The sequence below is a fragment of the Brevundimonas denitrificans genome, assembly GCF_030160755.1.
Taxonomy (GTDB): Bacteria; Pseudomonadota; Alphaproteobacteria; order Caulobacterales; family Caulobacteraceae; genus Brevundimonas; species Brevundimonas denitrificans.
On the sequence record NZ_BSOY01000046.1, the window covers coordinates 1 to 24,639 of the forward strand.

Consider the following 24,639-nt stretch of genomic DNA (forward strand, 5'->3'; position numbering starts at 1 on the left):
GCCCGGCTGCAGCTCGCGGCCTTCGGCGCCCCCCTGCTGGCGGGCGAGCCGACCAACGCCACCCGCGGGTCGCCCGCGGCCGACGACGTGATGGGCGAAGGCCGGCTGGCCGATGTCGGCAAGCTGCGCGCCCTGCCCGCCCTGCCCGGTTCGAAGCTGGAGCTGGAGACACTGAAGACCCGCTATCCCGACGCCCTCGTCCGGATCGGTCCCGAGGCGACCGAACACGCCGTGCGCGCCGTCGACGCCGAGGCCCTGTCGCGGGCGCGGTTCGTGGTCTTCTCGACCCACGGCCTCATGGCCGGCTCCGCCGCCGCCGAGCCGGGACTGGTCATGACCCCGCCCGACCAGGCCACCGAGGCCGACGACGGCTACCTCAGCGCCTCCGAGGCGGCCCAGCTGCGCCTCAATGCCGAGTTCGTGGTCCTGTCAGCCTGCAACACTGCGGCCTCGGACGGGCGGCCCGGCGGCGAGGGCCTGTCCGGGCTGGCGAGGGCCTTCTTCTACGCCGGCGCCCGGTCGGTGATGGTCTCCCACTGGGAGGTGTCGGACGCCGCAACGACGACCCTGATCACCTCCGCCTTCGCCGATCTCGACGACAGCCGCGCGGGCGATCCCGGCGTCCGCGCCCGGGCGTTGCAGGCCGGCATCCGCGCCGTCCGCGCCGAGCGTCGCTGGGCGCACCCAGCCTATTGGGCGGCCTTCACGCTGGTGGGCGAGCCGGGCTAAGCCCCCGCCTTCTCCGCGAAACTGAGCGCGCCCGCCGCCAGCATCGGCACCTGCGCCGCCATGGTCCGGGCATGGGCCGAGGCCGCCGTGCCGTCGCGAACGCGTCCGGCTATGCCCTGACAGATGGCGGCCAAGCGGAACAGATTATAGGCGAACAGCCAGTCGAGATTGGCGGGCGTCGTCCCGGTCAGCCGGGCGTAGCGATCCACCGTCTCGGCCACCGACGGAATGCCCAGGGCTTCGATATCGGCGCCGGCCAGACCATTGCGCGCCGTCGCCGGGATGACCCAGGCGATCAGCAGATAGGAAAAGTCCGCCATCGGATCACCCAGCGTCGACAGCTCCCAGTCCAGCACGGCGCGGACCTGCGGCCCGTCCGGCGCGAGGATCAGATTGTCCAGCCGGAAGTCGCCGTGGACGATCCGCGTCGGCCCGTCGGGCGGCAGGGTGGCCGGAAGGAATTCGATCAGCCGGTCCATGGCCGGGATCGGATCGATCTCCGAGGCCCGGTACTGTTTGGTCCAGCGTCCGACCTGACGCTCGAAATAGTTGCCGGGCCGGCCGTAGTCGCCGAGGCCGATGGCGACCGGGTCGAAGGCGTGCAGGGCGGCCAGGGTATCGACCTGGGAATCATAGATGGCGCGGCGCTGGGCCGGCTCCATGCCCGGCAGTTTCAGGTCCCACAGGACCCGGCCCTCGACCTTGTCCATGACGTAGAACATCGAGCCGATGACCGCATCGTCCGTGCACAGGGCATAAGGCCGGGCGACCGGATAGTGCTGTTTATGCAGGGCCGAGATGACGGTGAATTCGCGGTCCACGGCATGGGCGCTGGGCAGCAGCGTCCCCGGCGGTTTGCGGCGGAGGACGTAGGCGTGTCCCGGCGTGACCAGCTCATAGGTGGGGTTCGACTGGCCGCCCTTGAACTGGCGCACCGTCAGCGGTCCGGCATAGCCCTCGACATGGGCCGTCAGCCAGCGATCCAGGGCCGCCTCGTCGAGCGCATAGCGGGGGTCCACCTCACGGGTGCCGGAGAAGGTGGCCTGAGCATCTGCGTTTTGGGCGTCTTCGGGGGCGGTCTGGGTCATGCGTCTTCCGGGTGAGCGGCGATGATGGCCGCGCGCACCGCGCCGCGCCAGCCCTTGAGCAGACGCGCGCGCTCGTCCGCCGCCATGCGGGGCGTCCAGCGCGCCGGGGCCTCGACCGGATGGTCCTCCAGGTCGTCGATCAGGCCGACGCCCAGGGCCGCCAGCTTGGCCGCGCCCAGCGCAGTCATCTCCTGGAAGGCCGGGCGCTCGACCACGACGTCGCAAATGTCGGCCACGAACTGCATGGCGAAGGCGTTCGCGGTGACGCCGCCGTCGACCTTGAGCACCTTCAACTTCGGCGCCCCGTCCTTCGCCAGGGCGTCGAGCAGGTCGCGGGTCTGGTAGGCCAGCGATTCCAGCGCCGCCCGCACCATCTGGGCCGGGCCGCTGTCCCGGGTCAGGCCGACGATGGTCCCACGCGCCTCCGGCTCCCACCAAGGCGCGCCGAGCCCGGTGAAGCCGGGGACCAGATAGACGCCGCCATTGTCCTTCAGCCCCTGGGCCATGGCCTCGGACTGGCGCGACTCGGTGATCACCTTCAGCCCGTCGCGCAGCCACTGGATCGCGGAGCCGGCGGAGAAGATCGAGCCCTCGAGCGCCCAGGCGATCTGTCCGTCGGCGGCGTAGCCGAGGGTGCCGAGCAGCCGGCTCGCGGAGGCGACCGGCTTGCTCCCGACATTGGCGACGAGGAAGGCGCCGGTGCCGTAGGTGATCTTGGCGTCCCCGGCCTTGAGCGCTCCGTGTCCGACCAGCGCCGCCTGCTGATCCCCCGCCGCACCGTGGATCGGCAGGGCCGCCCCGAACAAGGAAGGATCGCAGTCGCCGAGATGATCCGCGCAGCCGCGAATCTCCGGCAGGACCGACATCGGGACCTTGAACAGGTCCGCGAGATCGGACCGCCACGTGCGGGTCGCCAGGTCCATCAGCGACGTTCGGCTGGCGTTGGTGGCGTCGGTGACGTGGCTGGCGCCGCCGGTCAGCTTCCAGATCAGCCAGCACTCGATCGTGCCGACCTTGACCTCGCCCGCCCCGGCCCGGGCCCGGGCGCCGGGCACGGCGTCCAGCAGCCAGGCGAATTTCGACGCTGAGAAATAGGGATCGAGGATCAGGCCGGTCGCCGCCTGCACCATTGGCTCATGGCCGGCGGCGGCCAGTTTCCCGCTCACATCCGCCGTGCGCCGGTCCTGCCAGACAATGGCGCGGTGCAGCGGCTCGCCCGTCGCGGCGTCCCACAACACGGAGGTCTCGCGCTGGTTGGTGATGCCGATGGCGACGAACCGGCCGACGCCCCCGGCCTTGCGGATCACTTCACGGCAGGTCTGCAGGGTCGCGGCCCAGATCTCGGCGGCGTCATGCTCGACCCAGCCGGGGTGCGGAAAATGCTGTTCCAGCTCGATCTGGCTGACGGCGACGGGCCGCAGCCCTCCCTCGGGCGCGGCCTCGAAGGCGATGGCGCGGGTCGAGGTCGTGCCCTGGTCGATGGCGAGGATCAGAGACTTCATCCGGGCACCTTACGCGGATCAAGGCGATGCGGTTAAGTGGCCGGATGCATATCGCCTCCTTCGCCGGCGTCCAGGACGCCGCCCGCCAGATCGCCGGCCACGCCGTCCGCACCCCCCTGATCGAGAGCCCTGCCCTGAACGAACGGCTCGGCGGGCGGGTGCTGATGAAGGCGGAGAACCTGCAGCTGGCCGGGGCCTTCAAATTCCGCGGGGCGTACAACCGCATCAGCCGCCTGACGCCCGACGAGCTCAAACGCGGGGTCGTGGCCTATTCCTCGGGCAACCACGCCCAGGCCGTGGCCGCGGCGGCCCGCATGGTCGGGACCCACGCCATCATCGTCATGCCGGCCGACAGCCCCCGGGTGAAGGTCGAGGGCGTCATCGCCTTCGGGGGCGAGGTGCGGATGTACGATCGCTACACCGAAAGCCGCGAAGCCATCGGCGAGGAGATCGCGGCGTCGAAGGGCTCGATCCTCGTCCGCCCGTTCGACGACCCCTATGTCATCGAGGGCCAGGGCACGATCGGGCTGGAGATCATCGACCAGGCCAAGGCCGTCGGCGCCGCCCCGCTGGACCAGCTGGTCTGCGGCGCCTCGGGCGGGGGACTGATCGCCGGGATCAATCTGTCGATGGCGGCCCTGTCGCCGCACACGCCGGTGATCGCGGTCGAGCCGAAGCACTACAACGACATGCAGCTGTCGATCGCGGCGGGCGAGCGGCTGACCCATCCGCCGGCGCCCGGCACCATCTGCGACGCCCTGATGACCGACCGTCCGGGCGAGCTGACATTCCCGATCAACCGCCGCGTCGACCGGGTCGAGACCGTCTCGGACGCCGAGGTGGCGGCGGCGGTCGCCTATGCCTTCAAGGTGCTGAAACTGGTGGTCGAGCCCGGCGGGGCCGTGTCGCTGGCGGCCGTGCTGGCCGGCAAGGTCAGGACGGCGGGCCTGACCACCGCCGTGGTGCTGTCCGGCGGCAATGTCGACCCGGCCCTGTTCGCCGCCATCATCGAAGACCGTTTCACGCCCATCCCCTGAAGGAACCGACCGCATGAGCCGCACCGAACGCAAGGGCGCCCCGACCCCCGTCGCCGACCTGCCCGGACTGATCGGTCAGGAGATCGGCGTCAGCCGCTGGATCACCGTCGACCAGGCCCGCATCGACGCCTTCGCCGAGATCACCGAGGACCGGCAGTTCATCCATATCGATCCGGTGGCGGCGGCTGCGACCCCGTTCGGCGGCACCATCGCCCACGGCTTCCTGACCCTCAGCCTGCTGTCGGCCATGACCTATGACGCCGTGCCGCCGCTGGAAGGGGCGGTGATGGGGGTCAACTACGGCTTCGACAAACTGCGCTTCCTCGCCCCCGTGCCCGCGGGCTCGAAGGTCCGGGGCCGGTTCAAGTTGCTGTCCGCCGACGACAAGGGCGGCGGCCGCTGGCTGCTCAAGCATGAGGTCACGGTCGAGATCGAGGGGGCGGAGAAGCCGGCCCTGATCGCGGAATGGCTGGGGATGCAGGTGGTGGGTCAAGCTTGATCCCAGTTATTCCGGCGCACGCCGGAAACTGTGAACCTGACGCAGAGACCCAAGGCTCATCACAAAGCACACCAAGGGTCACGAAGGACACAAAGGAATCGGAGCCAGGCGCTGGCCCCTTTGCGCCCTTTGTGAATTCTTCTTCGTGCCCTTTGTGACGAACCTCGGGACCGCTGGGCCAGGCCGGGAAGCCCGGCTTTCGCCGGGATGTGCGGAGAGAAGGTCACCCCTCCCCCAGACACCTCAGCGCCACTTCCAGGTTCCGCAACCCGTCCTCGCCCGTGACCGCCGGCGGCTCGCCCGTTCGGATCGCGTGGGCGAAGGCCTCCAGCTCCTTCTTCAGCGGCTCGGCGGGCCAGCTGTTGACGGCGCGGGTCTGATAGGAGCCGTCGGCCTGCTGGCCGAAATACTCCGTGACCTGACGGGTGATCAGGTCGGCCACCACGAACCGGTTCATGGTGGCGACCTGCAGGGTGCGGACCTTGTAGGGCGTAACCCAGTTGGTGGTGATGTGGGCGATGGTCCCGTTGGCCAGGCGGAACTGCAGCAGGGCCGTGTCCTCGCGCTCGGCCTTGGTGCGGGCGAGCTGGGGCTGGACCTCGACGATCTCGGACTCCGTCAGATGGCGGATGATGTCGATGTCATGCACCGCCAGATCGATGACCACCCCCACCTCGCCCATGCGCGGCGGGAAGGGGCCGACGCGAGTGATCTGGATCGAAATGACGTCGTCGCCGTCGATGGCGCGTTTGACCGCCTCGACCGCAGGATTGAAGCGTTCGACCTGGCCGACCATCAGCACGCGGTTATTGGCCTTCGCCGCGTCGATCATCCGCTGGGCGTCGGCGACGGTGGCGGCGATCGGCTTTTCGACCAGGACATGGACCCCGGCCTCCAGCAGGGCGACGCCCAGCTCGGCGTGGTGCCGGTTCGGCGTCGCCACCACGGCGGCGTCGAGGCCGGCGGCGACGAAATCGGCGGCCGTGGTGAAGGCCGCGGCGTCATACAGGCCGGCGACGCCCTCGGCCGTCGCGGCGTCCGGATCGAAGACGGCGGTCAGGTCGAAGTCGCGGATGTCGGACAGGACGCGGGCGTGGTTGCGCCCCATGACGCCGACGCCGGCGACGCCGACCTTGAGCGGGGGAAGGTGTTGGGTCATCCGGCGACCTTACCGGAAGCTGGCGACCGCCGCGATGATCGTATCCTGCGTCGACTCGTCGAGATCGGAATGCATCGGCAGGCTGATGACGCGCTGCATCAGCCGTTCCGTCACCGGCAGGCCCTGCGGCCCGCGCGGATACATGTCGTAGGCCGGCTGCAGGTGCAGCGGGATCGGATAGTAGACGGCGGTGGGCACGCCCTGGGTCTTCAGGTGCGCGGCCAGGCCGTCCCGGTCCTCGTGCTCGATGGTGTACTGGGCCCAGTTGGAGACGTTGCCCGCCGGCACGTCCGGCACGGCGGCGACGTGAGGGCGCAGGCCTTCATTGTAGCGGGCCGCGATCCGGTTGCGCCATTCGATCTCGTCGCCGAACACCTTCAGCTTCTCGATCAGGACAGCGGCCTGGATGGTGTCCAGCCGGCTGTTCCGGCCGATGCGCATGTTCAGGTATTTGGGGTCATGCTCGAAGGTTCGGTCCTTCAGATCGGAGGCGGTCGCCTTGCCGTGGACGCGGAGCGACTCGATCATCTGGGCCAGGTCGCTGTCGTTGGTCAGCACCGCCCCGCCGTCGCCGTAGCAACCCAGCGGCTTGGCCGGAAAGAAGCTGGTCGTGGTGATGTCGGCCCATTTCAGCGGATGTTCGCCGTTGATGGTGCAGCCGAAGCCCTGGGCCGAGTCCGCGATCAGCTTGAGCCCGTGTTTGTCGCAGATCGCCTTGATGGCGGGATAGTCGGCGGGCTGGCCGAACAGGTCGACGGCGATGACCACGCGCGGCTTCAGCCGGCCTTCCTTGATCGTCGCCTCGATGGCGGCCTCAAGGTGGCCGGGATCCATGTTGTAGGTCGTGGCGTCCACATCGACGAAGACAGGCTCGGCGTCGAACCACGGCACGATCTCGGCGGTGGCCGCGAAGGTGAAGCTGGGCGTGAACACCGCGTCCCCGCGACCGATGCCCCAGGCCATCAGCGGCAGGGCCAGGGCGTCGGTGCCATTGGCGCAGCCCAGCGCGTGTTTCGCCTGTCCGAAGGCGGCCAGATCGGCCTCGAACTGGCGCACCTGCGGGCCCATGACCCAGGCGCCCTCGACGACGGCAGCCTGCACGGCGGCCTCGATCTTGCCGTTCAGGCGGAGGCGCTGGGCCTGCAGGTCGATGAAGGAAATGCTCATGGCAGGACGATCTCCGGGCGCGCGGATGATGCAGGGCGCGTTCAGCGCCGCTGCGGTTGCGGCCTCCTACCAAATCGGCCGCCCTAAAGCCAAATCCGGACCCGTCACTTCGCGTGACGGGTTGCAACGACCGTGTACGGCGCCGTATGCCCGGCAATCATGAATTCTGGCGTACCCGCCGTCTTCCTCGATCGCGACGGCGTGCTGATCGAGGACACTGGCTATCCCCACCTGGAAGAGCAGCTGCGTCTCGTGTCCGGCGCGGCCGAGGCCGTGCGGCATCTGAACCAGCTAGGCTATCTGTGCGTCATCGTGACCAATCAGTCGGGCGTCGCGCGCGGCCTGTTCAGCGAAGACCAGATGAAGGCCTTCAACACCCTGATCGTTCGCAAACTGGCGGCCCAGAGGGCGGTGATCGGCGCCGTCTACGCCTGCCCCTTCCACAGCGAGGGCCGGGTCGAGGCTTATATCCATCCCGACCATCCGGACCGGAAACCCAACCCCGGCATGATCCTGCGGGCCATAGCCGACCACAATATCGATCCGCTGAAGAGTTTCATGATCGGCGACCAGCCGTCGGACATGGAGGCCGCCCGTCGCGCCGGGGTGCCGGGCTTCCGCTTCGAAGGCGGCGACCTGTGCGAATTCGTCCGGGAACTGCTGGGTCACTGACGCGCTGACACCGGCTGTCAGTTTGCGTCGGGTGGGAATTCCCCGACTCATGAAATAGGCTGGGCCGTCAGCCTCCGGAGCCATCCATGACCCAGACCTTCGCCGAGCGCCGCTGGTCCAGTGCCGACGGGCTGAGCCTGTTCGCCCGCGACTACGCCGCCGCGTCCGGCACGGCGAAACTGCCGGTCATCGCCATCCACGGCCTGACCCGCAACTCGGCCGATTTCGACGCCATCGCGCCCCAGATCGCCCAGAGCGGCCGGCGGGTGCTGGCCGTGGACATCCGCGGTCGCGGCCAGTCCGACCGGGCCCCGGATCCGATGACCTACCAGCCCGCGACCTACGCCCAGGACGTCCTGGCCCTGATGCGCGACCTCGGCATCGAGCGAGCGGTCTTCCTCGGCACCTCCATGGGCGGTCTGATCACCATGGCCCTGGCCGCCATCCGGTCGAAGGTCATCGCCGCCGCCATCATCAACGACGTCGGCCCCGAGGTCTCCCCCGTCGGCCTGGCCCGGATCGCCGCCTATGCCGGCCAGGCTGTTGAGATCAACAACTGGGCGGACGCGGCCGCCTATGTCCGAAAGCTCAACGAAGTCGCCCTGCCCCATTATTCGGACGCCGACTGGGACGCCTTCGCCCGTCGCACCTTCCGCATGGGCACCGAGGGCACGCCGGTGCCGGACTATGACCCGGACATCATGGCCCCGATCCGGGCGGCCGGATCGAAAGCCCTGGTCCCCAATCTGTGGCCCTTCTTCACCCGGCTGGCGAAGGGCCGACCGACCCTGCTGGTGCGCGGCGAGACCTCCGACCTGCTCAGCCCCGAAATCGCGGCGAAGATGCGCAAACGGGCCGCGAAAATGGATTTCGTCGAGGTCCCCGGCATCGGCCACGCCCCGATGCTGGACGAGCCCGAGGCCAAGGCGGCGATCTTTCCGTTTTTGAGCGAGCTGCCGTAGCGACGTGGCCAGTGGTTAGTGGTTAGGGATCCCGCTCCACCGACGGCGGAAGGGCGACAGCGTCGGCGCGGCTACGCATGCGGTGGCCAGCCACCAGCCACCAGCCACTAGCCACTAGCTACTCCCTCACTCCGGAACGTTCGCTTCCAGCTCGTCCAGCCACACCCTTGCCGTAGCGTCCGACGGAGCCCGCCAGTCGCCGCGTGGCGACAACGAACCGCCGGTGACCACCTTGGGCCCGTTCGGCAGGGCGGACCGCTTGAACTGGCTGGTCTGGAAGAAGCGGAACAGGAATTTCCGCAGCCAGTGCTTGATGGTGGCGAGGTCGTATTCGACCCGCTCGGCGTCCGGCGTGGCCGTCGGCCAGTGGCCGGTCGCCGCGTCCTTCCACGCCTGATGCGCCAGATACGCGACCTTGGACGGCTTGAGGCCGAAGCGGGTGATGTAGAACAGGAAGAAGTCGTTCAGCGCATAGGGGCCGACGGTCGCCTCGGTCGACTGCAGTCTGCCGTCGGCGCCGGCGGGGACCAGTTCGGGCGAAATCTCGGTGTCGAGGACGGCCTGCAGCACGGCCGCCGCCTCGCCCTCGTATTCCTTCGTCGCCACCCAGCGGATCAGGTGCCGGATCAGGGTCTTCGCCACCCCGCCGTTGACGTTGTAGTGGCTCATATGGTCGCCGACGCCATAGGTGGCCCAGCCCAGCGCCAGTTCCGACAGGTCGCCCGTGCCGAGGACGAAGGCCCCGTTCTGGTTGGCCAGCCGGAACAGATAGTCCGTCCTCAGACCCGCCTGGACGTTCTCGAAGGTGATGTCATGCACCGGCTCGCCCCTGGCGAACGGGTGGCCGATGGCCTCCAGCATGGTGGTCGCGGTCGGCCGGATGTCGATCTCGGCCCCGGTCACGCCCAGGGCCTTCATCAGGGCCCAGGCGTTGGACTTCGTCCCTTCCGAGGTGGCGAAGCCGGGCAGGGTGTAGCCGAGGATGCCGGTTCTCGGCAGGCCCAGGCGATCGAAGGCGCGGCAGGCGACCAGCAGGGCCTGGGTCGAGTCCAGCCCGCCCGAGACGCCGATGACGAGTTTCTCGCCGTTCGTCGCCTTCATCCGGCGCATCAGCCCCTGAACCTGGATGTTGAAGGCCTCGTAGCAGTCCTGGTCCAGCCGGGCCGGGTCGTCCGGCACGAAGGGGAAGCGGTCGAGGGGGCGGAGGAGGTCGCCGGCCGGCCCCGGCCCGGCCTCGAACGGCACCACCGTCGCGGGCTCGCCTTCCAACCTTGCACAGTCGGCGAAGGTGCCGTTGCGCAGCCGGTCCAGCCCGATGCGCTCGACGTCGATGTCGGCGACGGTCAGATGGCTTTCCAGGGCGAACCGCTCGCCCTCCGCCAATTTGGCGCCAAGCTCATGGATGGTGGCCTGGCCGTCCCACGCCAGATCGGTGGTGCTCTCGCCCCAGCCGGAGGCGGTGAAGACATAGGCCGACAGGGTCCGCATCGACTGGCTGGCGCACAATACGGCCCGTTCGTCCGCCTTGCCGATGACGATGTTGGAGGCTGACAGGTTCAGCAGGATGCGAGCCCCGGCCAGCGCCGCGCGGGTCGAGGGCGGCTGCGGGGCCCAGAAGTCCTCGCAGATCTCGGCGGCGAAGACGAAGCCGGGCCGATCGACCGCCTCGAAGATCAGGCCGGGCGCGAAGTCGACCGACTCGCCGTCGAGAACGATCGTGTCCTCTGACCGGCTGGCGGCGGGGGCGAACCAGCGCTTCTCGTAATATTCCCGGTAGTTGGGCAGATAGGTCTTGGGCACAACGCCGAGCACGGCGCCCGAACCCAACACCACGGCGCAGTTGTACAGGGCGTCTCCATTGCGGAGCGGCGCCCCGACCACGGCGATCACGCCCGCCATTTCCGCCGCCTCGGCGAGAACCGCGATCTGCCGCTCGACCTCCGCCAGCAACGCATCCTGCATCAACAGGTCGTCGATGGCGTAGCCGCTGAGGCTCAACTCCGGGAAGACGATCAGGTCGACGCCCTGCGCGCCCGCCTGTTTGATGAGGGCCACATGCTCTTCAGCATTGGCGGCAGGGTCGGCGGTGTGGACCACCGGCGTGGCGGCGGCCACGCGGACGAAGCCGTGGGTGCGGGGCGAATGGAACGGGTGGGTCTTGGCCATAAAACTTTCCGCTCATCCCGGCGAAAGCCGGGACCCAGTTCTGTCCAGCGTGACATCGACGGCCAGGCCGTCTGTTATGCTCATATAGGCCCAAACCGCTCATCCAAAGAACCGGGTCCCGGCTTTCGCCCGGATGAGCGGAGTAGTTGGTGACGTGCAGGTTCAGCCCCGCTAAAGCCAACCCATGAACGACGCGCCGAAAAAGGGCTGGCTCTCGCGCCTGACCGAGGGCCTTTCCCGCTCCTCGAAACAGATGACCGAACAGGTCGTCGCGACCTTCATCAAGGAACCGCTGTCCGAAGCCGCGCTGGAGGGGCTGGAGGAGCATCTGCTGGAGAGCGACCTCGGGCCCGCGGCCACCGACCGGATCGTGGCCCGCTTCCGCGAACTCCGCTTCGGCGCGGGGGCCAATGAGCGCGAGGTCAAGGAGGCGCTGGCCGAGGCCGTGACCGCCGAACTGATCCACCACCAGGCCCGCTATGAGCCCCTGAACGGGCCGCGGCCCTTCGTCACCCTGTTCGTCGGCGTCAACGGCTCGGGCAAGACCACCACCCTGGGCAAGATCGCCGCCGACCTGACGGGACAGGGCGCCAAGGTGATGATCGTCGCCTGCGACACCTTCCGCGCCGCCGCCCGTGAACAGCTGAAGGTCTGGTCCGAACGCGCCGGGGCGACCTTCGAGAGCCGTCGCGACGGCGCCGACCCCGCGGGCCTCGCCTTCGACGCCTATACCAAGGCGAAGGCCGAAGGGTACGACGTGGTCCTGATCGACACCGCGGGCCGGCTGCAGAACAAGTCGGCCCTGATGGACGAACTGCTGAAGATCGTCCGGGTGCTGAAAAAGATTGATCCCGAGGCGCCGCATGAGACCCTGCTGGTGCTGGACGCCACCGTGGGCCGCAACGCCCTGGCCCAGGAACAGATCTTCGGCCGCACGGCCTATGTCTCCGGCCTGGTCATGACCAAGCTGGACGGCACGGCGCGCGGCGGGGTTCTGGTGCCCGTCGCCCAGGCCTCGGACGCCCCGATCAAGCTGATCGGCGTCGGCGAAGGCGTCGACGACCTGCAACCCTTCGACGCCCGGGCCTTTTCAAGGTTGCTGGTGGGGCTTGAGGACTGATGCATGAGTGACGCGGCCGCCCCCGAACCGACGGTGAAGACGGACTCCCGCCTGCGGCAGGTCGTGGATTTCGGCGGCCTGCTGGCCTTCGGGCTCGCCTTTCTGGTGATGCGCCTGCGCGGCATGAGCGGCGACGAGGCCCTGGTCCAGGCGACCTGGTTCCTCGTCGCCGGGTCCGCCGTCGGCGTCGCCGTCGGCCTGATCGTCGAGAAACGTCTGGCCCTGATGCCGCTGCTGGTCGGCGGCTTCGCCCTGGTCTTCGGCCTGCTGACCCTGCTGACCGGCGACGGTCTGTGGGTGAAGGTCAAGGTCACGGCGCTGAACCTGTCGCTGGCGGTCGCCCTGATCGGCGGCGTCCTGCTCGGCAAACAGCCGCTGAAGGCCCTGCTGGGCACGGTGATCCCGATCAACGACCGGGCATGGCGGACGCTGACGCTCCGCTATGGCGTCTATTTTTTGGCGGTCGCGATCGTCAATGAACTGGTCCGCAGCGAAGCCCTTGTCGGCTGGGCCGCCGCCCGCATCGGCCGCGGCGACGTTGATCCGGCCGATGTCTGGGTCAGCTTCCGGGGCGTGCTGTGGATCGCCTCATCAGCCTTCGGCCTGTCGCAGATCCCGCTGATCATGCGCAACCTGACCTCGCCGGATGCGCCGGTCGATCCCATGGCTCCCACGGAGCCTGACACCGCGCCCTGAGATATCCGGACCGACGGCGGATCGTCCGTCGTCAAACCGTAAAACGTCACTGCTACGCATGGCCCATCGAGGCCGAAGGGATACGGTTCATGGTCAAGTCCGGGAACAAGTCGAAGCGCGGCGGAGGCCTGGGCGGCTCGCCCAGCCACCTGATGCACCGTGTGCTGCAGCTGGCGCTGGACATCTACTCGGAGGAGACGGGCCCCGACGGCCTGACCCAGCGCCAGTTCGCGGTCCTGGAGGCCGTGTCGCAGAAGTCGGGCCTGACCCAGACCGACCTCGTCCGCGCCACCGGCATCGACCGCTCCACCCTCGCGGACCTCGTCTCGCGCATGACGGCCAAGGGGCTGCTGGCGCGCGAGAAATCGGCGATCGACGCCCGCGCCAAAGCGGTCAGCCTGTCCGGCCCCGGTCAGGCCGCCCTGGACGCCGCCCGCCCGAAGGTTGAGGCCGCCGACAAACGCATCCTCGCCCTGCTGCCCAAGGCCAAGCGCGACGGCTTCCTCGGCCTCCTGGCCGAACTGGCCGGCGAGGCTGATGCGGCGCCCGACAAGGCCAAGGCCGAGGCCCGGGCGGCCAAGAAGGCTGCGCGCGAGGCGAAGAAGCTGGCGAAGAAGGCGGCCAGGCCCGCCAAGGTGAAGGCCGAAAAGCCCCCCAAGGCCGAAAAGGCGGAGAAGCCCGCCAAGGCGAAGAAGGCCAAGGTCGTCGAGCCGGCTTAACCCCCCCGCTATCGTCAGCCGCCCCTTCAGTCCATCAGCTGCTGACTCAGATAGACATAGTGCCGCGCCCAGCGGCGGGCGTTGGCGACCGGGTCGGCGTCGTTGGAGTGACCGCCTGACGTCTCTTCATAATAGAGGTGGTCATAGCCCATGTCGGTCAGCCGGGCGGCGAATTTGCGCGCATGGCCGGGATGGACGCGATCGTCCCGGGTGTTGGTGGTGATGTAGACGCGCGGATAGTCCGCACCCGGACGAAGGTTCTGATAGGCCGAATAGCGGGCGATCCAGGCGGCTTCCTCCGGGATGCGCGGGTCGCCGTATTCGCCGATCCACGAGGCCCCGGCGGGCAGTTCGTGATAGCGCAACATGTCGATCAGCGGGCTCTCGATCACCGCGGCGTTGATCAGCTCGGGGTGCTGGGTCAGCGTCACTGAGGTCAGGACGCCGCCGTTGGAGCGGCCGTAGATGCCTGTGCGGCGCGGCGAACTGATGCCCCGCGCATGCAGGTCGGCGGCGACCGCGGCGAAATCGTCAAAGGCCAGCTGGCGGTTCTCGTTGAGGACGGACTGGTGCCACGACGGCCCGAACTCGCCGCCGCCGCGGATGTTGGCCTGGACGAAGACGCCGCCGTTCTCGAGCCACAGCTTGCCCATCTCGGGCTTGTAGGCCGGCGGGAAACTGACCTGGAACCCGCCGTAGCCGAACAGGATGGTCGGGGCCGAACCGTCCATGGCCATGTCGCGCGGGCGGGTGACGAAATAGGGGATCATCGTCCCGTCCGAGGACCGGGCCTCGAACTGCTCGGTGACGTGGGTGGAGGCGTCGAATTTGGCGGGGGCCGAGCGGAGTTCCGCGATCGTCGCGGAAGATGCGTCCGCGAGGCTGAGGGTCGGCGGAGTCAGGAAGCCTTGGGTCGAGACGAAAACTTCGCCGCGGGACTTGGAAGAATCACCCAATCCTACAGCGCTGTTAGCTGACACCGGGATGCTCGTTGCGCGCCATGCGACGGAGTCCCGGCCGACCTGCCGGGGTTGGAATCGGACCAGTCGCCCCACCACATTGTCCGAAATGGCCGCGACTATGCCGTCGCTCATCACGCGGACATCCTGCAGGGACTCGCGCGGGCCGGGCGAGAAGATCACCGGCGAATGTCCAACAGCGATAACCTCGTCCGCGCCGGAGAGCCCGTCCAAATTCGCCGTCACCAATGAACCCGGAGGAACAGCACGCCCGAGATAGGTCCAAGGCTCATCGTTGGACACGATCAACGCCCCGCCTTGGGCGCCGAAGACACTGACCCGCTCCGGCAGGTTCAGCTTGACCGCCTGGCCGTCCACCAAGCGCCAGGTCTCGGATCGGAAGGTATCGAGGGGGCGGTTGAACAAAACCGCCAGAACCGCGCCGTCCTTGTCGCGATACACCGACGGGCTGACCCCATACCCCCCGTCGCCGATGTCGCCGCGATACACCTCCGTCGCCTGCGCCAGCGTCTGGCCGCGCTTCAGCGATTTGACGATGAAGGGATAGCCGCTCTCGGTCAGGGTGCCGGCGCCGAAATCGGTGGCCACCAGCAGGGTGTCGCGGTCCAGCCATTCCAGCCGGTGTTTGCCTTCGGGCAGGATGAAGCCGTCCTCGACCCACAGGCCGGTGGACGCATCAAACTCGCGCACCACCACCGCGTCCTTGCCGCCGTCGGACAGGCTGATCAGGCAGCGGGTTTCGTCCGGGGCCAGACAATCCGCCCCTTTCCACACCCAGTCCCGGCCCTCGGCGCGGGACAGGGCGTCGATGTCGAGCAGGGTCCGCCACTCGGTATTGGCCGAGCGATAGCTGTCCAGCGTCGTGCGGCGCCAGATCCCCTTGGGATTGGCCGCGTCCTGCCAGAAATTGCCGATGCCGTCGCCGAGGAAGCTGGGCGACGGAATCCGGTCGGTGGCGGTCAGGATCGCCTCGGCCTGCCGGCGGAAGGTCTCGTAGCGCGGATCGCCGGTCAGGGCGGCCAGGGCGCGCTGGTTGGACTGCGCCACAAAGGCCATCGCCTCGGTCCCGTTGACCTCCTCCAGCGCCAGATGGTCGTCGGCCGCGCGAACGCCCGCGGGGGTCAGGTCGGCCGGCATGTGGGGCGGCGGGAGCAGCAAGGGCCGCGGCACGTCGGCGACGTCCAGGATCGGAACCTGGAGCTGGGCGGGGCCGCCCGCGCAGGCCGCGAGCAGGAGCGCCGGAATCGCGGCGGACAGGATCAGTCGGTTCATCGCACTACAACTTTCGCTCATCCCGGCGAAAGCCGGGACCCAGTTCTGTGGGCGATCGGCGCCGCCGGTGTGACTGCCCGCTGATCCCAGCCGCCGATGCCCTGATGAAAGCACTGGGTCCCGGCTTTCGCCGGGATGAGCGGATTGAACTGGCCTATTCCGCCGCCGGCGCATCCATCAGACGCCGGGTCAGATAGGTGTATTCCAGCGCCAGCCGCCGCGCGGTCTCGCGCAGGTTCGCCCCCGCCGCGTGGCCGCCGTCGGTGTTCTCATAGAACAGCACCGGATAGCCGAGCTCCTCCAGCCGCGCCGCCGCCTTGCGGGCGTGGCCGGGATGGACGCGGTCGTCCTTGGTCGAGGTGTGGATGAAGACCTCGGGATAGGGCTGGCCGGCGCGCAGGTTCTGGTAGGGCGAATAGGCCTGGATCCAGGCGCGCTCTTCCGGAATGTCCGGATTGCCGTATTCCGCGATCCAGCTGGCCCCGGCCAGCAGTCGGTGGAAGCGCAGCATGTCGAACAGGGGCACCTGGATGACCGCCGCATTGATCAGGTCCGGGCGCTGGGTCAGCATCGCCCCCATGAACAGTCCGCCCTGCGAGCCGCCCATGATGCCGAGCTTCGGCTGGCTGGTGACGCCGCGCGCGATCAGGTCCATGGCCACGGCCTGATAGTCCTCGTGCGCCCGCTGCCGGTTCTCCTGCAGCGCCGCCTGGTGCCAGTTGGGACCGAACTCGCCGCCGCCGCGGGTGTTGGCGATGACATAGACCCCGCCCCGTTCCAGCCACAGCTTGCCGACCGTGGCCGAATAGCCGGGCAGCAGCGACGACTGGAAGCCGCCGTAGCCGTACAGCAGGGTCGCGTTCGAGCCGTCCATGGCCATGTCGGCGCGATGGACGACGAAATAGGGGATCATGGTCCCGTCGGCGCTGCGGGCCTCGAACTGGTCGACCGTCATACCCTCGGCGTTGAACTTGGCCGGCAGGGATTTGGTCAGGTCAGCCTCGCCCGTCGCGGCGTCGGCCAGATACAGGCTGGACGGGTTAAGATAGCCCGTGACGCTGACAAAGACCTGGTCGTCCCGCTCGCTGGCCGAACCGACGCCGACCGAGACGTTCTGCGGCAGGTCCATGCGGCTGCGCGCCCACTCGCCCGAGGGGTTGGGCTCATAGACATAGACCGAGCCGCGCACGTTTTCGTACAGGGCCACGACCAGTTTGTTGCGGGTGTTGGAGATGCCCTCGATGGCCTCGCGCGGGCCGGGGCGGATGACCAGCTGCGCACGCACGGTCGGGTCCGCCAGCCAGGCCGCCAGATCATAGGCGATGACGTCGCCGGTTTTGAATTCCTGCCCCGACGGGGCGGTCCAGTCCTGGTCGGTGGTGAAGACCATCTGTCCACGGACGAGGGCGTTGATGTTCGACTTGGCGGGCAGCTCCAGCTTCGTCGTCGTGCCGTCCGGGTTCAGCCGGTGGGTCTCGCCCTCATAGAAGCTGACGCCGCGGTTGATCAGGGTCGCCCGCACCACGCCGTCGGCGTCGCGCAGCGTATAGCCAGAGACCGAGACGTCCGTCGGCTGGCCGGTGAACACCGTCTGCGCCTGGTCTATCGTCTGGCCGCGCCGTAGCACCTTGACGATCATCGGATAGCCCGAGCTGGTCAGGGTGCCGGGACCGAAATCGCGCGAGATCAGCAGGGTGTTCTCGTCCACCCAGGAAGCGCCGCCCTTGGATTCCTCGAGCACGAAGCCGCCCTCGACGAAGGTGCGCGTGGTGCGGTCGAATTCGCGGATGGTCACCGCGTCCTTGCCGCCGTCCGACAGGGAGACGAGGCAGCGGGTCTCGTCCGGCGGCAGGCAGGTCGCGCCCTTGTAGACCCAGTTCTTGCCCTCGGCCGCGGCCAGGGCGTCGAAGTCGAGGATCGTCTCCCACTGCGGCGCCTCGGTGCGGTAGCTGTCCAGCGTCGTGGTGCGCCAGATGCCGCGCACATGCTCCGCGTCCTGCCAGAAATTATCGATCGTGCCGTCGTGGTTGAAGCCCGGCGAGGGAATGCGGTCGCGTGACTGGACGATCTCCAGCGCCTGCTGGTGCAGGCCCTCGAACCGCGGGTCGCCGCGCAAAACCCCAAGCGAGCGCTCGTTGTGGGCGTTGACCCAGGCCATGGCGCGCTCGCCGTCGATCTCTTCCAGCCAGATGTAGGGATCGGTCGCGTCCGAGGTCGCGAAGCCGCCGGAAGCCTCGGCGGGCGCGGGGGCGGGCGATGCAGTCTGGGCCATGGCGGCGCTCGAAAGGGCGGTGGAAGCGAGAAGCGCGGCGAGCGCGGCGGTGCGGATCATGTGGCTGTGTCCCCGACGGTTGGTCGGGCGGCACCTTAGCGGCGGGCGGGTCCGCCACAAGCCGGGGCGGGCCGAGGTTACGGCTTTGTCATCTCGGCGGGTGATTGGCGGTTGGTGATTGGTGATGGCCGGCAGCGGCGCGGCGGCTCGGTCGGCGCCGCCCTTCCGCCGTCACCGAAGCGGCAATCACCACCCACCAATCACCCCCTCACGCCCCGTCGTCCGGAATGCACAGGACCACGCCGCAGGCCTTGCAGTGGACCGCGTCCGGGTCGTGCTTCTGCAGGCCGCAGGTGGGGCAGGGAAACTTGATCTTGTGCGGTTTGAAGATGGTCTGGGCCAGCCTCAGGAACAGGGTGATGCCGGTCAGCATGACGACGATCGACAACACCCGACCCCAGTTGCCGGGCAGGGTGATGTCGCCGAAGCCGGTCGTCGTCAGGGTGGCGACGGTGAAATACAGGGCGTCCAGATAGCCGCTGATCCCCGGGTGGCTGCCGCGGAAGGTGGCGTAGACGAAGCCGGTCACCACGAAGATGAAGGTCACCAGGGACGCCAGGGCGCGGGTGATCTCCTCCACCCGGGTGTCGTCGTACTTGCGCCCGATGGTGCGCCAGAAGAAGTCCGAGTTGAGCAGGGTCCACAGCCGCAGCAGGCGCAGGAAGCCGAAATTGAACAGCCATCCGGGGAACAGCAGGGTCGCCAGCACGAACAGGTCGACCCAGGTGGCCGGCTTTCTCAGCCAGTCCTTCCAGTCGGTATGGGCATAGGCGCGCGCGGCGAGATCGGCCGCCAGCACGGCGGCCACGACATAGTCCACGACATAGAACACCCGTCCCGCCTCGTGCAGGATCGGGGCGGCGAGGAAGAAACCGATGATGGCGAAGTCGATGACGATGACCGCCAGCCGGAACCGCACCGCCAGCGGCGACGCGCCGTGATAGAGATAGCGCAGCCGCGCCCTGAGCCGCAGCCCTTCGGCCTTGGGGGGTTGGGACGGGCTGGCGGGCGTCGCGCGACTCATGGTTCAGCTTAACGCCCTTCTCTCGCGTCGGGTCCAGCCCGTCGCTATATGTCGGCTGACATGACCCGCCCCTTCGTCAAGATGAACGGCGCCGGCAACGATTTCGTCGTCGTCAATGCGCTGGAGACGCCGTTCGCGCCGACGGCCGACCAGGCGCGCGCCATCGCTGACCGGAGCACGGGCGAGGGCTGCGACCAGTTGATCGCGCTGGAGCCCTCGCAGACCGCCGACGCCTTCATGCGGGTGTGGAACGCCGACGGCGGCGTGGTCGAGACCTGCGGCAACGCCCTGCGCTGCGTCGGCTGGATGCTGCTGCAGTCGAGTGGCAAGGATCAGGTCACGATCGACACGCTCGGCGGCCCGACCACGGCCTGGCGAGCCGAAGGCCCAGGCCGTGTCGGGTCGGGAGGTCCCGAAGGGCCGACGACCACGGCCCATGTGAAAGTCGATATGGGCGCGCCCCGGCTGCACTGGACCCAGATCCCGCTTGACGAGGCCATGGATACGCGCGGCATAGAGCTTCAGGTCGGCCCCATTGACGACCCGGTGCTGCATACGCCCGGCGCCGTCTCCATGGGCAATCCGCATGTCGTCTTCTTCATGGACCATGCGCCGAACGACGCCTTTGTGCGCGGCACGGGGTCGCTGATCGAACACCACCCGCGCTTCCCCCAGGGCGTCAACGTCGGCTTCGCCCATGTCATGGCCCCCGACCATATCCGCCTGCGCGTCTGGGAACGCGGGGCCGGCCTGACCCGGGCCTGCGGCACCGGCGCCTGCGCCGCCCTGGTCGCCGCCGCCCGCCGCGGCCTGACCGGACGGGCGGCGACGGTGGAGGTCGACGGCGGCGAACTGCGGATCGAATGGGACGAGGCCACCGACCACGTCTTCATGACCGGCCCGGTCGAGGTCGAACGGACGGGGACGCTGGCGCTCTGACGCTGCGTCAACGGTTGTCCCCGCCCCTCCCCCGGCTTAGGAACGGGCATGGCCGATCTCACAGACAAACAGACCTTCTCCGACGAAGACGCGCTGGAGTTTCACCGCAGCCCGACGCCGGGCAAGATCTCCATGGCGCCGACCAAGCCCATGGCGACCCAGCGCGACCTGTCGCTGGCCTATTCGCCCGGCGTGGCCATCCCGGTGCTGGCCATCGCCGCCGATGTGGACAAGGCCTACGACTATACGTCCAAGGGCAATCTGGTCGCCGTCATCTCAAACGGCACGGCCATCCTCGGCCTCGGCAACCTCGGCCATATGGCGTCCAAGCCGGTGATGGAGGGCAAGGCCGTCCTGTTCAAACGGTTCGCCGACGTCGACAGCTTCGACGTCGAGGTCAAGACCACCGACCCGGACGAGTTCATCACCGTCGTCAAGAACATCGGCGACACCTGGGGCGGCATCAATCTGGAGGACATCAAGTCCCCGGAGTGTTTCGTCATCGAGAGCGAGCTGCAGGACCTGCTCGACATTCCGGTCTTCCATGACGACCAGCACGGCACGGCCATCATCTCGACCGCCGGCCTGATCAACGCCTGCCACATCACCGGCAAGAAGCTGGAGGACATCAAGGTCGTGCTGGCGGGCGCCGGGGCGGCGGGCCTGTCCTCGATCGGACTGATGAAGGCCGTCGGCGTGCGGGCCGAGAACACCGTCATCGTCGACCGCGACGGCGTCATCTACAAGGGCCGCGACAACGTCGATCAGTGGAAGGCCGCCCACGCCACCGACACTCCGCACCGCACCCTGGCCGAGGCCATGGTCGGCGCCGACGTGGTCCTCGGCCTGTCGGCCAAGGGCGCGATCACCAAGGAAATGGTGGCCTCCATGGCCCCCAATCCTATCATCTTCGCCATGGCCAATCCGGACCCGGAGATCACGCCCGAGGACGTGGCCTCGGTGCGGTCGGACGCCATCATGGCCACGGGCCGGTCCGACTACGTCAACCAGGTCAACAACGTCCTGGGCTTCCCCTACATCTTCCGCGGCGCGCTGGACGTGCGGGCGCGGCGGGTCAATCACGAGATGAAGGTGGCCTGCGCCCAGGCCCTGGCCGCCCTCGCCCGCGAAGACGTGCCGGACGAGGTCGCCATGGCCTATCGCGGCCGCAAGCTGCGCTTCGGTCCCGACTACATCATCCCGTCGCCGTTCGATCCGCGCCTGATCTGGTACATCCCGCCCTTCGTCGCCCAGGCGGCGATGGACACCGGCGTGGCGCGCAAGCCGATCGAGGACATGGACGCCTACCGGACCGAGCTGCGCTCGAGGCTCGATCCGTCCGCCGCCCTCATGCAGAACATTTCCGGCGCCGTGCGCGCCGCCCCCAACAAGCGGGTCGTGTTCGCCGAGGGCGAGGAGACCGCCGTCATCCGCGCCGCCTGGGGCTTCAAACAGGCCGAGCTCGGCACGCCGATCCTGCTGGGCCGCGAGGATCTGATCCGCCAGAACGCCGCCGAGGCCGGGCTGATCTTCGACGACATGGGCATCGAGATCGTCAACGCCCGCGTCAGCGAGCACAACGCCGACTACACCGACTGGCTCTACGCCCGGCTTCAGCGCCGCGGCTATCTGCGTCGCGACGTGCAGCGGATGATCAACCAGGACCGCAACTATTTCGGCGCGGCCATGGTCGCCCGCGGTCAGGCCGACGCCATGGTCACCGGCGTGACCCGCAATTTCAACATGGTGCTGAAAGAGGTCCGCCGCGTCCTCGACGTCAAGAATCGCATGATCGGCATGTCGATCCTGCTGGCCAAGGGCCGCACCCTGTTCGTCGCCGACACCTCGATCCACGAACTTCCGAACGCGGAAGAACTGGCCGAGATCGCCATCCAGGCCGCCGAAACGGTCCGGAAGCTGGGCAAGACCCCGCGCGTCGCCTTCCTCAGCTATTCGACATTCGGAAATCCTCCGGGCGACCGGGGCGAGAAGGTGCGCGAGGCGATCCGCATCCTCGACGCGCGCGGCGTCGATTTCGAATACGAGGGCGAGATGCCGCCGGAGCTGGCGCTCGATCCCGACGCTCGCGCGGCCTATCCGTTCATGCGCCTGACCGGCCACGCCAATGTGCTGGTCATGCCGGCGATCCACTCCGCCTCCATCTCGACCCGACTGGTGCAGCAGCTCGGCGGCGCGACGGTCATCGGACCGCTGCTGGTCGGGCTGGAGAAGTCCGTCCAGATCGTCAGCCTCGGCGCCTCGGTCTCCGAAATCATCACCGCCGCCACCTTCGCCGCCTATGACGAAGGGGCGGTGGCGGAGGGTTAGGACGGCTGGGCTTCGGCGGCCGCCTCATCCTCGCGCGCCTTCTGTTCAGCCATGACCGCCGGCTGCCGTTTGGCGACGTAGAAGGCGAGCAGGATGGCGAAGACGCCGATCACCGTCGAATAGAGGAAGAAGGTGAAATAGCCGGCGCCGAGGCCCGCCACGGACACGCCGCTCTTGGCCGCGCCCTCGACCAGCGAACCCTCGGGCATGCGGTTGAACAGGCCCTTGAAGATGGCGGGCAGACCGCCGCCGTCAGCCCAGCGCGCGGAGCCCTCGACGATCTTGCCTGACTGGCTGGCGATGATCTTGCCGGGCAGGGCGTAGAGCGAACTGAACAGGGCGTACTGGGTCGCCGTGAAACCGATCGAGGTCAGGCTGGACATGTAGGCGATGAGGGCGGTCCCGGCGATGCCGGTGGCGAGATTGTCGACACTGATGGCGACGAACAGGGCCGACAACTGGTGCCCCTGGGTGGCGAGCCAGGCGAAGATCAGATTCGATACCGGGCTCATGAAGGCGCCGATGACCATGGTGCGGATCAGACCCAGGCGGGCGACCATCCAGCCCCCCAGAACCACTCCGACCGATGTGGCGATGACGCCGAACACCTTTCGAACCTCGGCGATCTCGATCTTGGTGAAGCCGAGGTCCTGGTAGAAGGGGTTCATGATGTTGAGGACGAAGTCCGCCAGCCTGTAAAGGCAGATCAGGGCCAGGATCGGCAGGGCCAGCCGCCCGAACCGGACGAAGAAGTCCATCAGCGGTTCGCCGAACGATCCCGCAAGATAGGCTCCGGGCCGGGTGCGCAATCCGGGCAGGGGCCAGCAGGCCGCCGCCAGAAGGGCGAAGCCGCCGATGACATAGGCGAACTGAAGCAGGACGCCCGCGAGCTCGTTGTTCTCGAGGCCCGCGGTCACGGCGAGGCGCGCGGGCTCATCCATCAGCCCGCTGAACGCCCACAGCAGGGCGTCAGGCTTGTCTGTCAGGCCGGTGCCGATGACCAGGGCGGCCACGGCGATCAGCGCCAGACGAACGACCCATTCGACGACCTCGAACGCAGGGCGCGAGGGCACATCACCGACCGGGATCGGCCGGACAATGTGTTGCTGCTCGCGCGGAGCCATCAGCACGCCCAGCACGCCGAAGCCCATCAGCGCCGCCATGACGGCGTAGGAGAGGTTCCAGTTATAGAGCTCCGCCAGGATCAGCGGGACGGCGCCGGCGGTGATCTGGGCGGCGCGCCAGCCGAGCTGGTAGGCGGCGGCCATGGCGCCCTGCCGGCTGTCGTCGGCGGCCTCGATCCGCCAGGCGTCGATGGCGATGTCCTGGGTGGCGCCGAAGAAGCCCACGATCACGGCGAAGAGGGCGACCATGCCCAGCGCATTCTGCGGATTGGACCCCGAGATAAGCCACAGACCGAGTATCAGCATGGCCTGGGTGGCCAGCATCCACGACCGGCGGTGGCCCAGCCATTTCGTCAGGACCGGGATATTGGTCCGGTCCAGCAGGGGCGCCCAGACGAATTTCAGCGCATAGGTCAGGGTGGCCAGGCCGAAGAAGGCGATCACCTCCAGCGAGACATTGGCGTCTCTCAGCCAGGCTGACAGGGTGTCGAAGATGAGGAGGTTGGGCAGGCCCGAGGCGAAGCCCAGCAGCAGCATTACGAACACGCGCCGCTCACCATAGACCGCGAGACCTCCCAGGCCGCGCGGTTTGGCGGGCGTATTGGCGTCGGTCATCTCTGGCGTCCCTCGCAGCGACGCCCCCGCGTCCCTATCCGATGGCGACCTTGGCGCGGTCCGTGCAGTTCGTCCAGCGGGCGAGTGAGGCCCGGAGGGATTCCAGTTCCAGCGGCTTGACGAGATGGTCGTTCATGCCCGCCTCCAGACAGGCCTTGCGGTCCTCGGCGAAGGCGTTGGCCGTCAGGGCGACGATGGGCGTGCGGTCGCCGCGGGCGCGGATGGCGCGGGCCGCGCTGGGCCCGTCCATGCCGGGCATCCGCATATCCATGAAGACCAGGTCGTAGCGGGCGCGCTTCATCGCATCGACCGCCTCATGGCCGCTGGCGGCGGTCTCGACGGCGCAGCCCTCGCGGCGCAGCAAAGTTGCGGCCAGCAGGGCGCCGACCGGATTGTCCTCGACCAGCAGCACCCGGGTGCCGGAGAAGCGCGTCGGGGCGACGCGGTCGTCCTCGGGCGGCGGCGGAGGCGGCAGGCCGGGCTGGTGGGCGTGGCCCGCACCCGACGCC

The 24,639-nt window shown here is 68.4% G+C and carries 20 protein-coding genes; 10 read left to right on the forward strand and 10 right to left on the reverse strand.

The window, feature by feature from the left end; translation table 11 throughout:
* A partial coding sequence (locus QQJ79_RS10370) for a CHAT domain-containing protein (protein WP_284222857.1) occupies positions 1-729 on the forward strand: 729 nt, incomplete at its 5' end.
* On the opposite strand, the gene QQJ79_RS10375 is transcribed toward QQJ79_RS10370, so the two are convergent.
* Positions 726-1,817, reverse strand: a complete 1,092-nt coding sequence (locus QQJ79_RS10375; protein ID WP_284222858.1) for a phosphotransferase family protein — start codon at positions 1,815-1,817, stop codon at positions 726-728. The genes QQJ79_RS10370 and QQJ79_RS10375 overlap by 4 nt on opposite strands.
* On the reverse strand, positions 1,814-3,319 hold the full coding sequence (glpK, locus tag QQJ79_RS10380) for a glycerol kinase GlpK (RefSeq protein ID WP_284222859.1): 1,506 nt from the start codon (positions 3,317-3,319) through the stop codon (positions 1,814-1,816). The genes QQJ79_RS10375 and glpK overlap by 4 nt, the downstream gene beginning before the upstream one ends.
* A gap of 44 nt (positions 3,320-3,363) precedes the next feature.
* Here glpK and QQJ79_RS10385 point away from each other — a divergent pair, with 44 nt between their 5' ends.
* Both QQJ79_RS10385 and QQJ79_RS10390 read left to right on the forward strand, forming a co-directional pair.
* A complete protein-coding gene (locus tag QQJ79_RS10385) occupies positions 3,364-4,356 on the forward strand; it encodes a threonine ammonia-lyase (RefSeq protein ID WP_284222860.1) in 993 nt (330 codons plus the stop codon).
* A 13-nt stretch (positions 4,357-4,369) separates the two neighbouring features.
* The gene (locus QQJ79_RS10390) at positions 4,370-4,855 is read left to right on the forward strand and encodes a MaoC family dehydratase (protein ID WP_284222861.1); all 486 of its coding nucleotides are present in this window, start codon (positions 4,370-4,372) and stop codon (positions 4,853-4,855) included.
* Positions 4,856-5,078: 223 nt separating this feature from the next.
* Here the strand turns inward: QQJ79_RS10390 and QQJ79_RS10395 are convergent, their stop codons facing one another.
* Together QQJ79_RS10395 and QQJ79_RS10400 are read right to left on the reverse strand one after the other, a co-directional pair.
* Complete coding sequence (locus QQJ79_RS10395; protein WP_284222862.1) at positions 5,079-6,014, reverse strand: Gfo/Idh/MocA family protein; 936 nt, start codon at positions 6,012-6,014, stop codon at positions 5,079-5,081.
* Between the two features lie 9 nt (positions 6,015-6,023).
* Positions 6,024-7,181: a DegT/DnrJ/EryC1/StrS family aminotransferase gene (locus tag QQJ79_RS10400; protein WP_284222863.1), complete on the reverse strand. Its 1,158-nt coding sequence runs from the start codon at positions 7,179-7,181 to the stop codon at positions 6,024-6,026.
* Positions 7,182-7,340: 159 nt separating this feature from the next.
* Here QQJ79_RS10400 and QQJ79_RS10405 point away from each other — a divergent pair, with 159 nt between their 5' ends.
* Together QQJ79_RS10405 and QQJ79_RS10410 are read left to right on the forward strand one after the other, a co-directional pair.
* A complete protein-coding gene (locus QQJ79_RS10405; protein ID WP_284222864.1) occupies positions 7,341-7,853 on the forward strand; it encodes a D-glycero-alpha-D-manno-heptose-1,7-bisphosphate 7-phosphatase in 513 nt (170 codons plus the stop codon).
* Positions 7,854-7,939: 86 nt separating this feature from the next.
* The gene (locus tag QQJ79_RS10410; protein ID WP_284222865.1) at positions 7,940-8,815 is read left to right on the forward strand and encodes an alpha/beta fold hydrolase; all 876 of its coding nucleotides are present in this window, start codon (positions 7,940-7,942) and stop codon (positions 8,813-8,815) included.
* A gap of 126 nt (positions 8,816-8,941) precedes the next feature.
* On the opposite strand, the gene QQJ79_RS10415 is transcribed toward QQJ79_RS10410, so the two are convergent.
* Positions 8,942-10,981: an NAD(+) synthase gene (locus tag QQJ79_RS10415; protein WP_284222866.1), complete on the reverse strand. Its 2,040-nt coding sequence runs from the start codon at positions 10,979-10,981 to the stop codon at positions 8,942-8,944.
* A 184-nt stretch (positions 10,982-11,165) separates the two neighbouring features.
* On the opposite strand from QQJ79_RS10415, the gene ftsY reads away from it, so the two are divergent.
* The 3 genes from ftsY (at position 11,166) to QQJ79_RS10430 (ending at position 13,516) form a co-directional block, all read left to right on the forward strand.
* Complete coding sequence (gene ftsY, locus QQJ79_RS10420; protein WP_284222867.1) at positions 11,166-12,101, forward strand: signal recognition particle-docking protein FtsY; 936 nt, start codon at positions 11,166-11,168, stop codon at positions 12,099-12,101.
* Positions 12,102-12,104: 3 nt separating this feature from the next.
* Positions 12,105-12,797, forward strand: a complete 693-nt coding sequence (locus QQJ79_RS10425; protein WP_284222868.1) for an inner membrane-spanning protein YciB — start codon at positions 12,105-12,107, stop codon at positions 12,795-12,797.
* Positions 12,798-12,886: 89 nt separating this feature from the next.
* A complete protein-coding gene (locus QQJ79_RS10430) occupies positions 12,887-13,516 on the forward strand; it encodes a MarR family winged helix-turn-helix transcriptional regulator (protein ID WP_284222869.1) in 630 nt (209 codons plus the stop codon).
* 26 nt (positions 13,517-13,542) lie between these two features.
* Here the strand turns inward: QQJ79_RS10430 and QQJ79_RS10435 are convergent, their stop codons facing one another.
* The 3 genes from QQJ79_RS10435 to QQJ79_RS10445 all read right to left on the reverse strand — a co-directional run bounded on the left by QQJ79_RS10435 (position 13,543) and on the right by QQJ79_RS10445 (position 19,124).
* Entirely contained in the window at positions 13,543-15,768 is a 2,226-nt protein-coding gene (locus QQJ79_RS10435) for a prolyl oligopeptidase family serine peptidase (protein WP_284222870.1), read from the reverse strand.
* Between the two features lie 154 nt (positions 15,769-15,922).
* Complete coding sequence (locus QQJ79_RS10440) at positions 15,923-18,100, reverse strand: prolyl oligopeptidase family serine peptidase (RefSeq protein ID WP_284222871.1); 2,178 nt, start codon at positions 18,098-18,100, stop codon at positions 15,923-15,925.
* A gap of 208 nt (positions 18,101-18,308) precedes the next feature.
* On the reverse strand, positions 18,309-19,124 hold the full coding sequence (locus QQJ79_RS10445) for a potassium channel family protein (RefSeq protein WP_284222872.1): 816 nt from the start codon (positions 19,122-19,124) through the stop codon (positions 18,309-18,311).
* A 60-nt stretch (positions 19,125-19,184) separates the two neighbouring features.
* Here QQJ79_RS10445 and dapF point away from each other — a divergent pair, with 60 nt between their 5' ends.
* Positions 19,185-20,063, forward strand: a complete 879-nt coding sequence (dapF, locus tag QQJ79_RS10450) for a diaminopimelate epimerase (protein WP_284222873.1) — start codon at positions 19,185-19,187, stop codon at positions 20,061-20,063.
* A gap of 48 nt (positions 20,064-20,111) precedes the next feature.
* On the forward strand, positions 20,112-22,391 hold the full coding sequence (locus tag QQJ79_RS10455; RefSeq protein ID WP_284222874.1) for an NADP-dependent malic enzyme: 2,280 nt from the start codon (positions 20,112-20,114) through the stop codon (positions 22,389-22,391).
* Here QQJ79_RS10455 and QQJ79_RS10460 read toward each other — a convergent pair.
* Positions 22,388-24,130, reverse strand: a complete 1,743-nt coding sequence (locus QQJ79_RS10460) for an AmpG family muropeptide MFS transporter (RefSeq protein ID WP_284222875.1) — start codon at positions 24,128-24,130, stop codon at positions 22,388-22,390. The two genes, QQJ79_RS10455 and QQJ79_RS10460, sit on opposite strands and share 4 nt — an antisense overlap.
* Positions 24,131-24,164: 34 nt before the next feature.
* On the reverse strand, positions 24,165-24,639 hold a 475-nt coding region (locus QQJ79_RS10465), incomplete at its 5' end, for a response regulator (protein WP_284222876.1).

Bases quoted from the DNA above. Each gene is read 5' to 3' on its own strand.
- QQJ79_RS10375 (WP_284222858.1), bottom strand. From the start codon at position 1,817: ATGACCCAGACCGCCCCCGAAGACGCCCAAAACGCAGATGCTCAGGCC.
- QQJ79_RS10410 (WP_284222865.1), top strand. From the start codon at position 7,940: ATGACCCAGACCTTCGCCGAGCGCCGCTGGTCCAGTGCCGACGGGCTG.
- QQJ79_RS10440 (WP_284222871.1), bottom strand. From the start codon at position 18,100: ATGATCCGCACCGCCGCGCTCGCCGCGCTTCTCGCTTCCACCGCCCTT.
- QQJ79_RS10415 (WP_284222866.1), bottom strand. From the start codon at position 10,981: ATGGCCAAGACCCACCCGTTCCATTCGCCCCGCACCCACGGCTTCGTC.
- dapF (WP_284222873.1), top strand. From the start codon at position 19,185: ATGACCCGCCCCTTCGTCAAGATGAACGGCGCCGGCAACGATTTCGTC.
- QQJ79_RS10430 (WP_284222869.1), top strand. From the start codon at position 12,887: ATGGTCAAGTCCGGGAACAAGTCGAAGCGCGGCGGAGGCCTGGGCGGC.
- QQJ79_RS10390 (WP_284222861.1), top strand. From the start codon at position 4,370: ATGAGCCGCACCGAACGCAAGGGCGCCCCGACCCCCGTCGCCGACCTG.
- QQJ79_RS10400 (WP_284222863.1), bottom strand. From the start codon at position 7,181: ATGAGCATTTCCTTCATCGACCTGCAGGCCCAGCGCCTCCGCCTGAAC.
- glpK (WP_284222859.1), bottom strand. From the start codon at position 3,319: ATGAAGTCTCTGATCCTCGCCATCGACCAGGGCACGACCTCGACCCGC.
- QQJ79_RS10385 (WP_284222860.1), top strand. From the start codon at position 3,364: ATGCATATCGCCTCCTTCGCCGGCGTCCAGGACGCCGCCCGCCAGATC.
- QQJ79_RS10405 (WP_284222864.1), top strand. From the start codon at position 7,341: ATGAATTCTGGCGTACCCGCCGTCTTCCTCGATCGCGACGGCGTGCTG.
- ftsY (WP_284222867.1), top strand. From the start codon at position 11,166: ATGAACGACGCGCCGAAAAAGGGCTGGCTCTCGCGCCTGACCGAGGGC.
- QQJ79_RS10425 (WP_284222868.1), top strand. From the start codon at position 12,105: ATGAGTGACGCGGCCGCCCCCGAACCGACGGTGAAGACGGACTCCCGC.
- QQJ79_RS10455 (WP_284222874.1), top strand. From the start codon at position 20,112: ATGGCCGATCTCACAGACAAACAGACCTTCTCCGACGAAGACGCGCTG.
- QQJ79_RS10395 (WP_284222862.1), bottom strand. From the start codon at position 6,014: ATGACCCAACACCTTCCCCCGCTCAAGGTCGGCGTCGCCGGCGTCGGC.
- QQJ79_RS10435 (WP_284222870.1), bottom strand. From the start codon at position 15,768: ATGAACCGACTGATCCTGTCCGCCGCGATTCCGGCGCTCCTGCTCGCG.
- QQJ79_RS10460 (WP_284222875.1), bottom strand. From the start codon at position 24,130: ATGACCGACGCCAATACGCCCGCCAAACCGCGCGGCCTGGGAGGTCTC.
- QQJ79_RS10445 (WP_284222872.1), bottom strand. From the start codon at position 19,124: ATGAGTCGCGCGACGCCCGCCAGCCCGTCCCAACCCCCCAAGGCCGAA.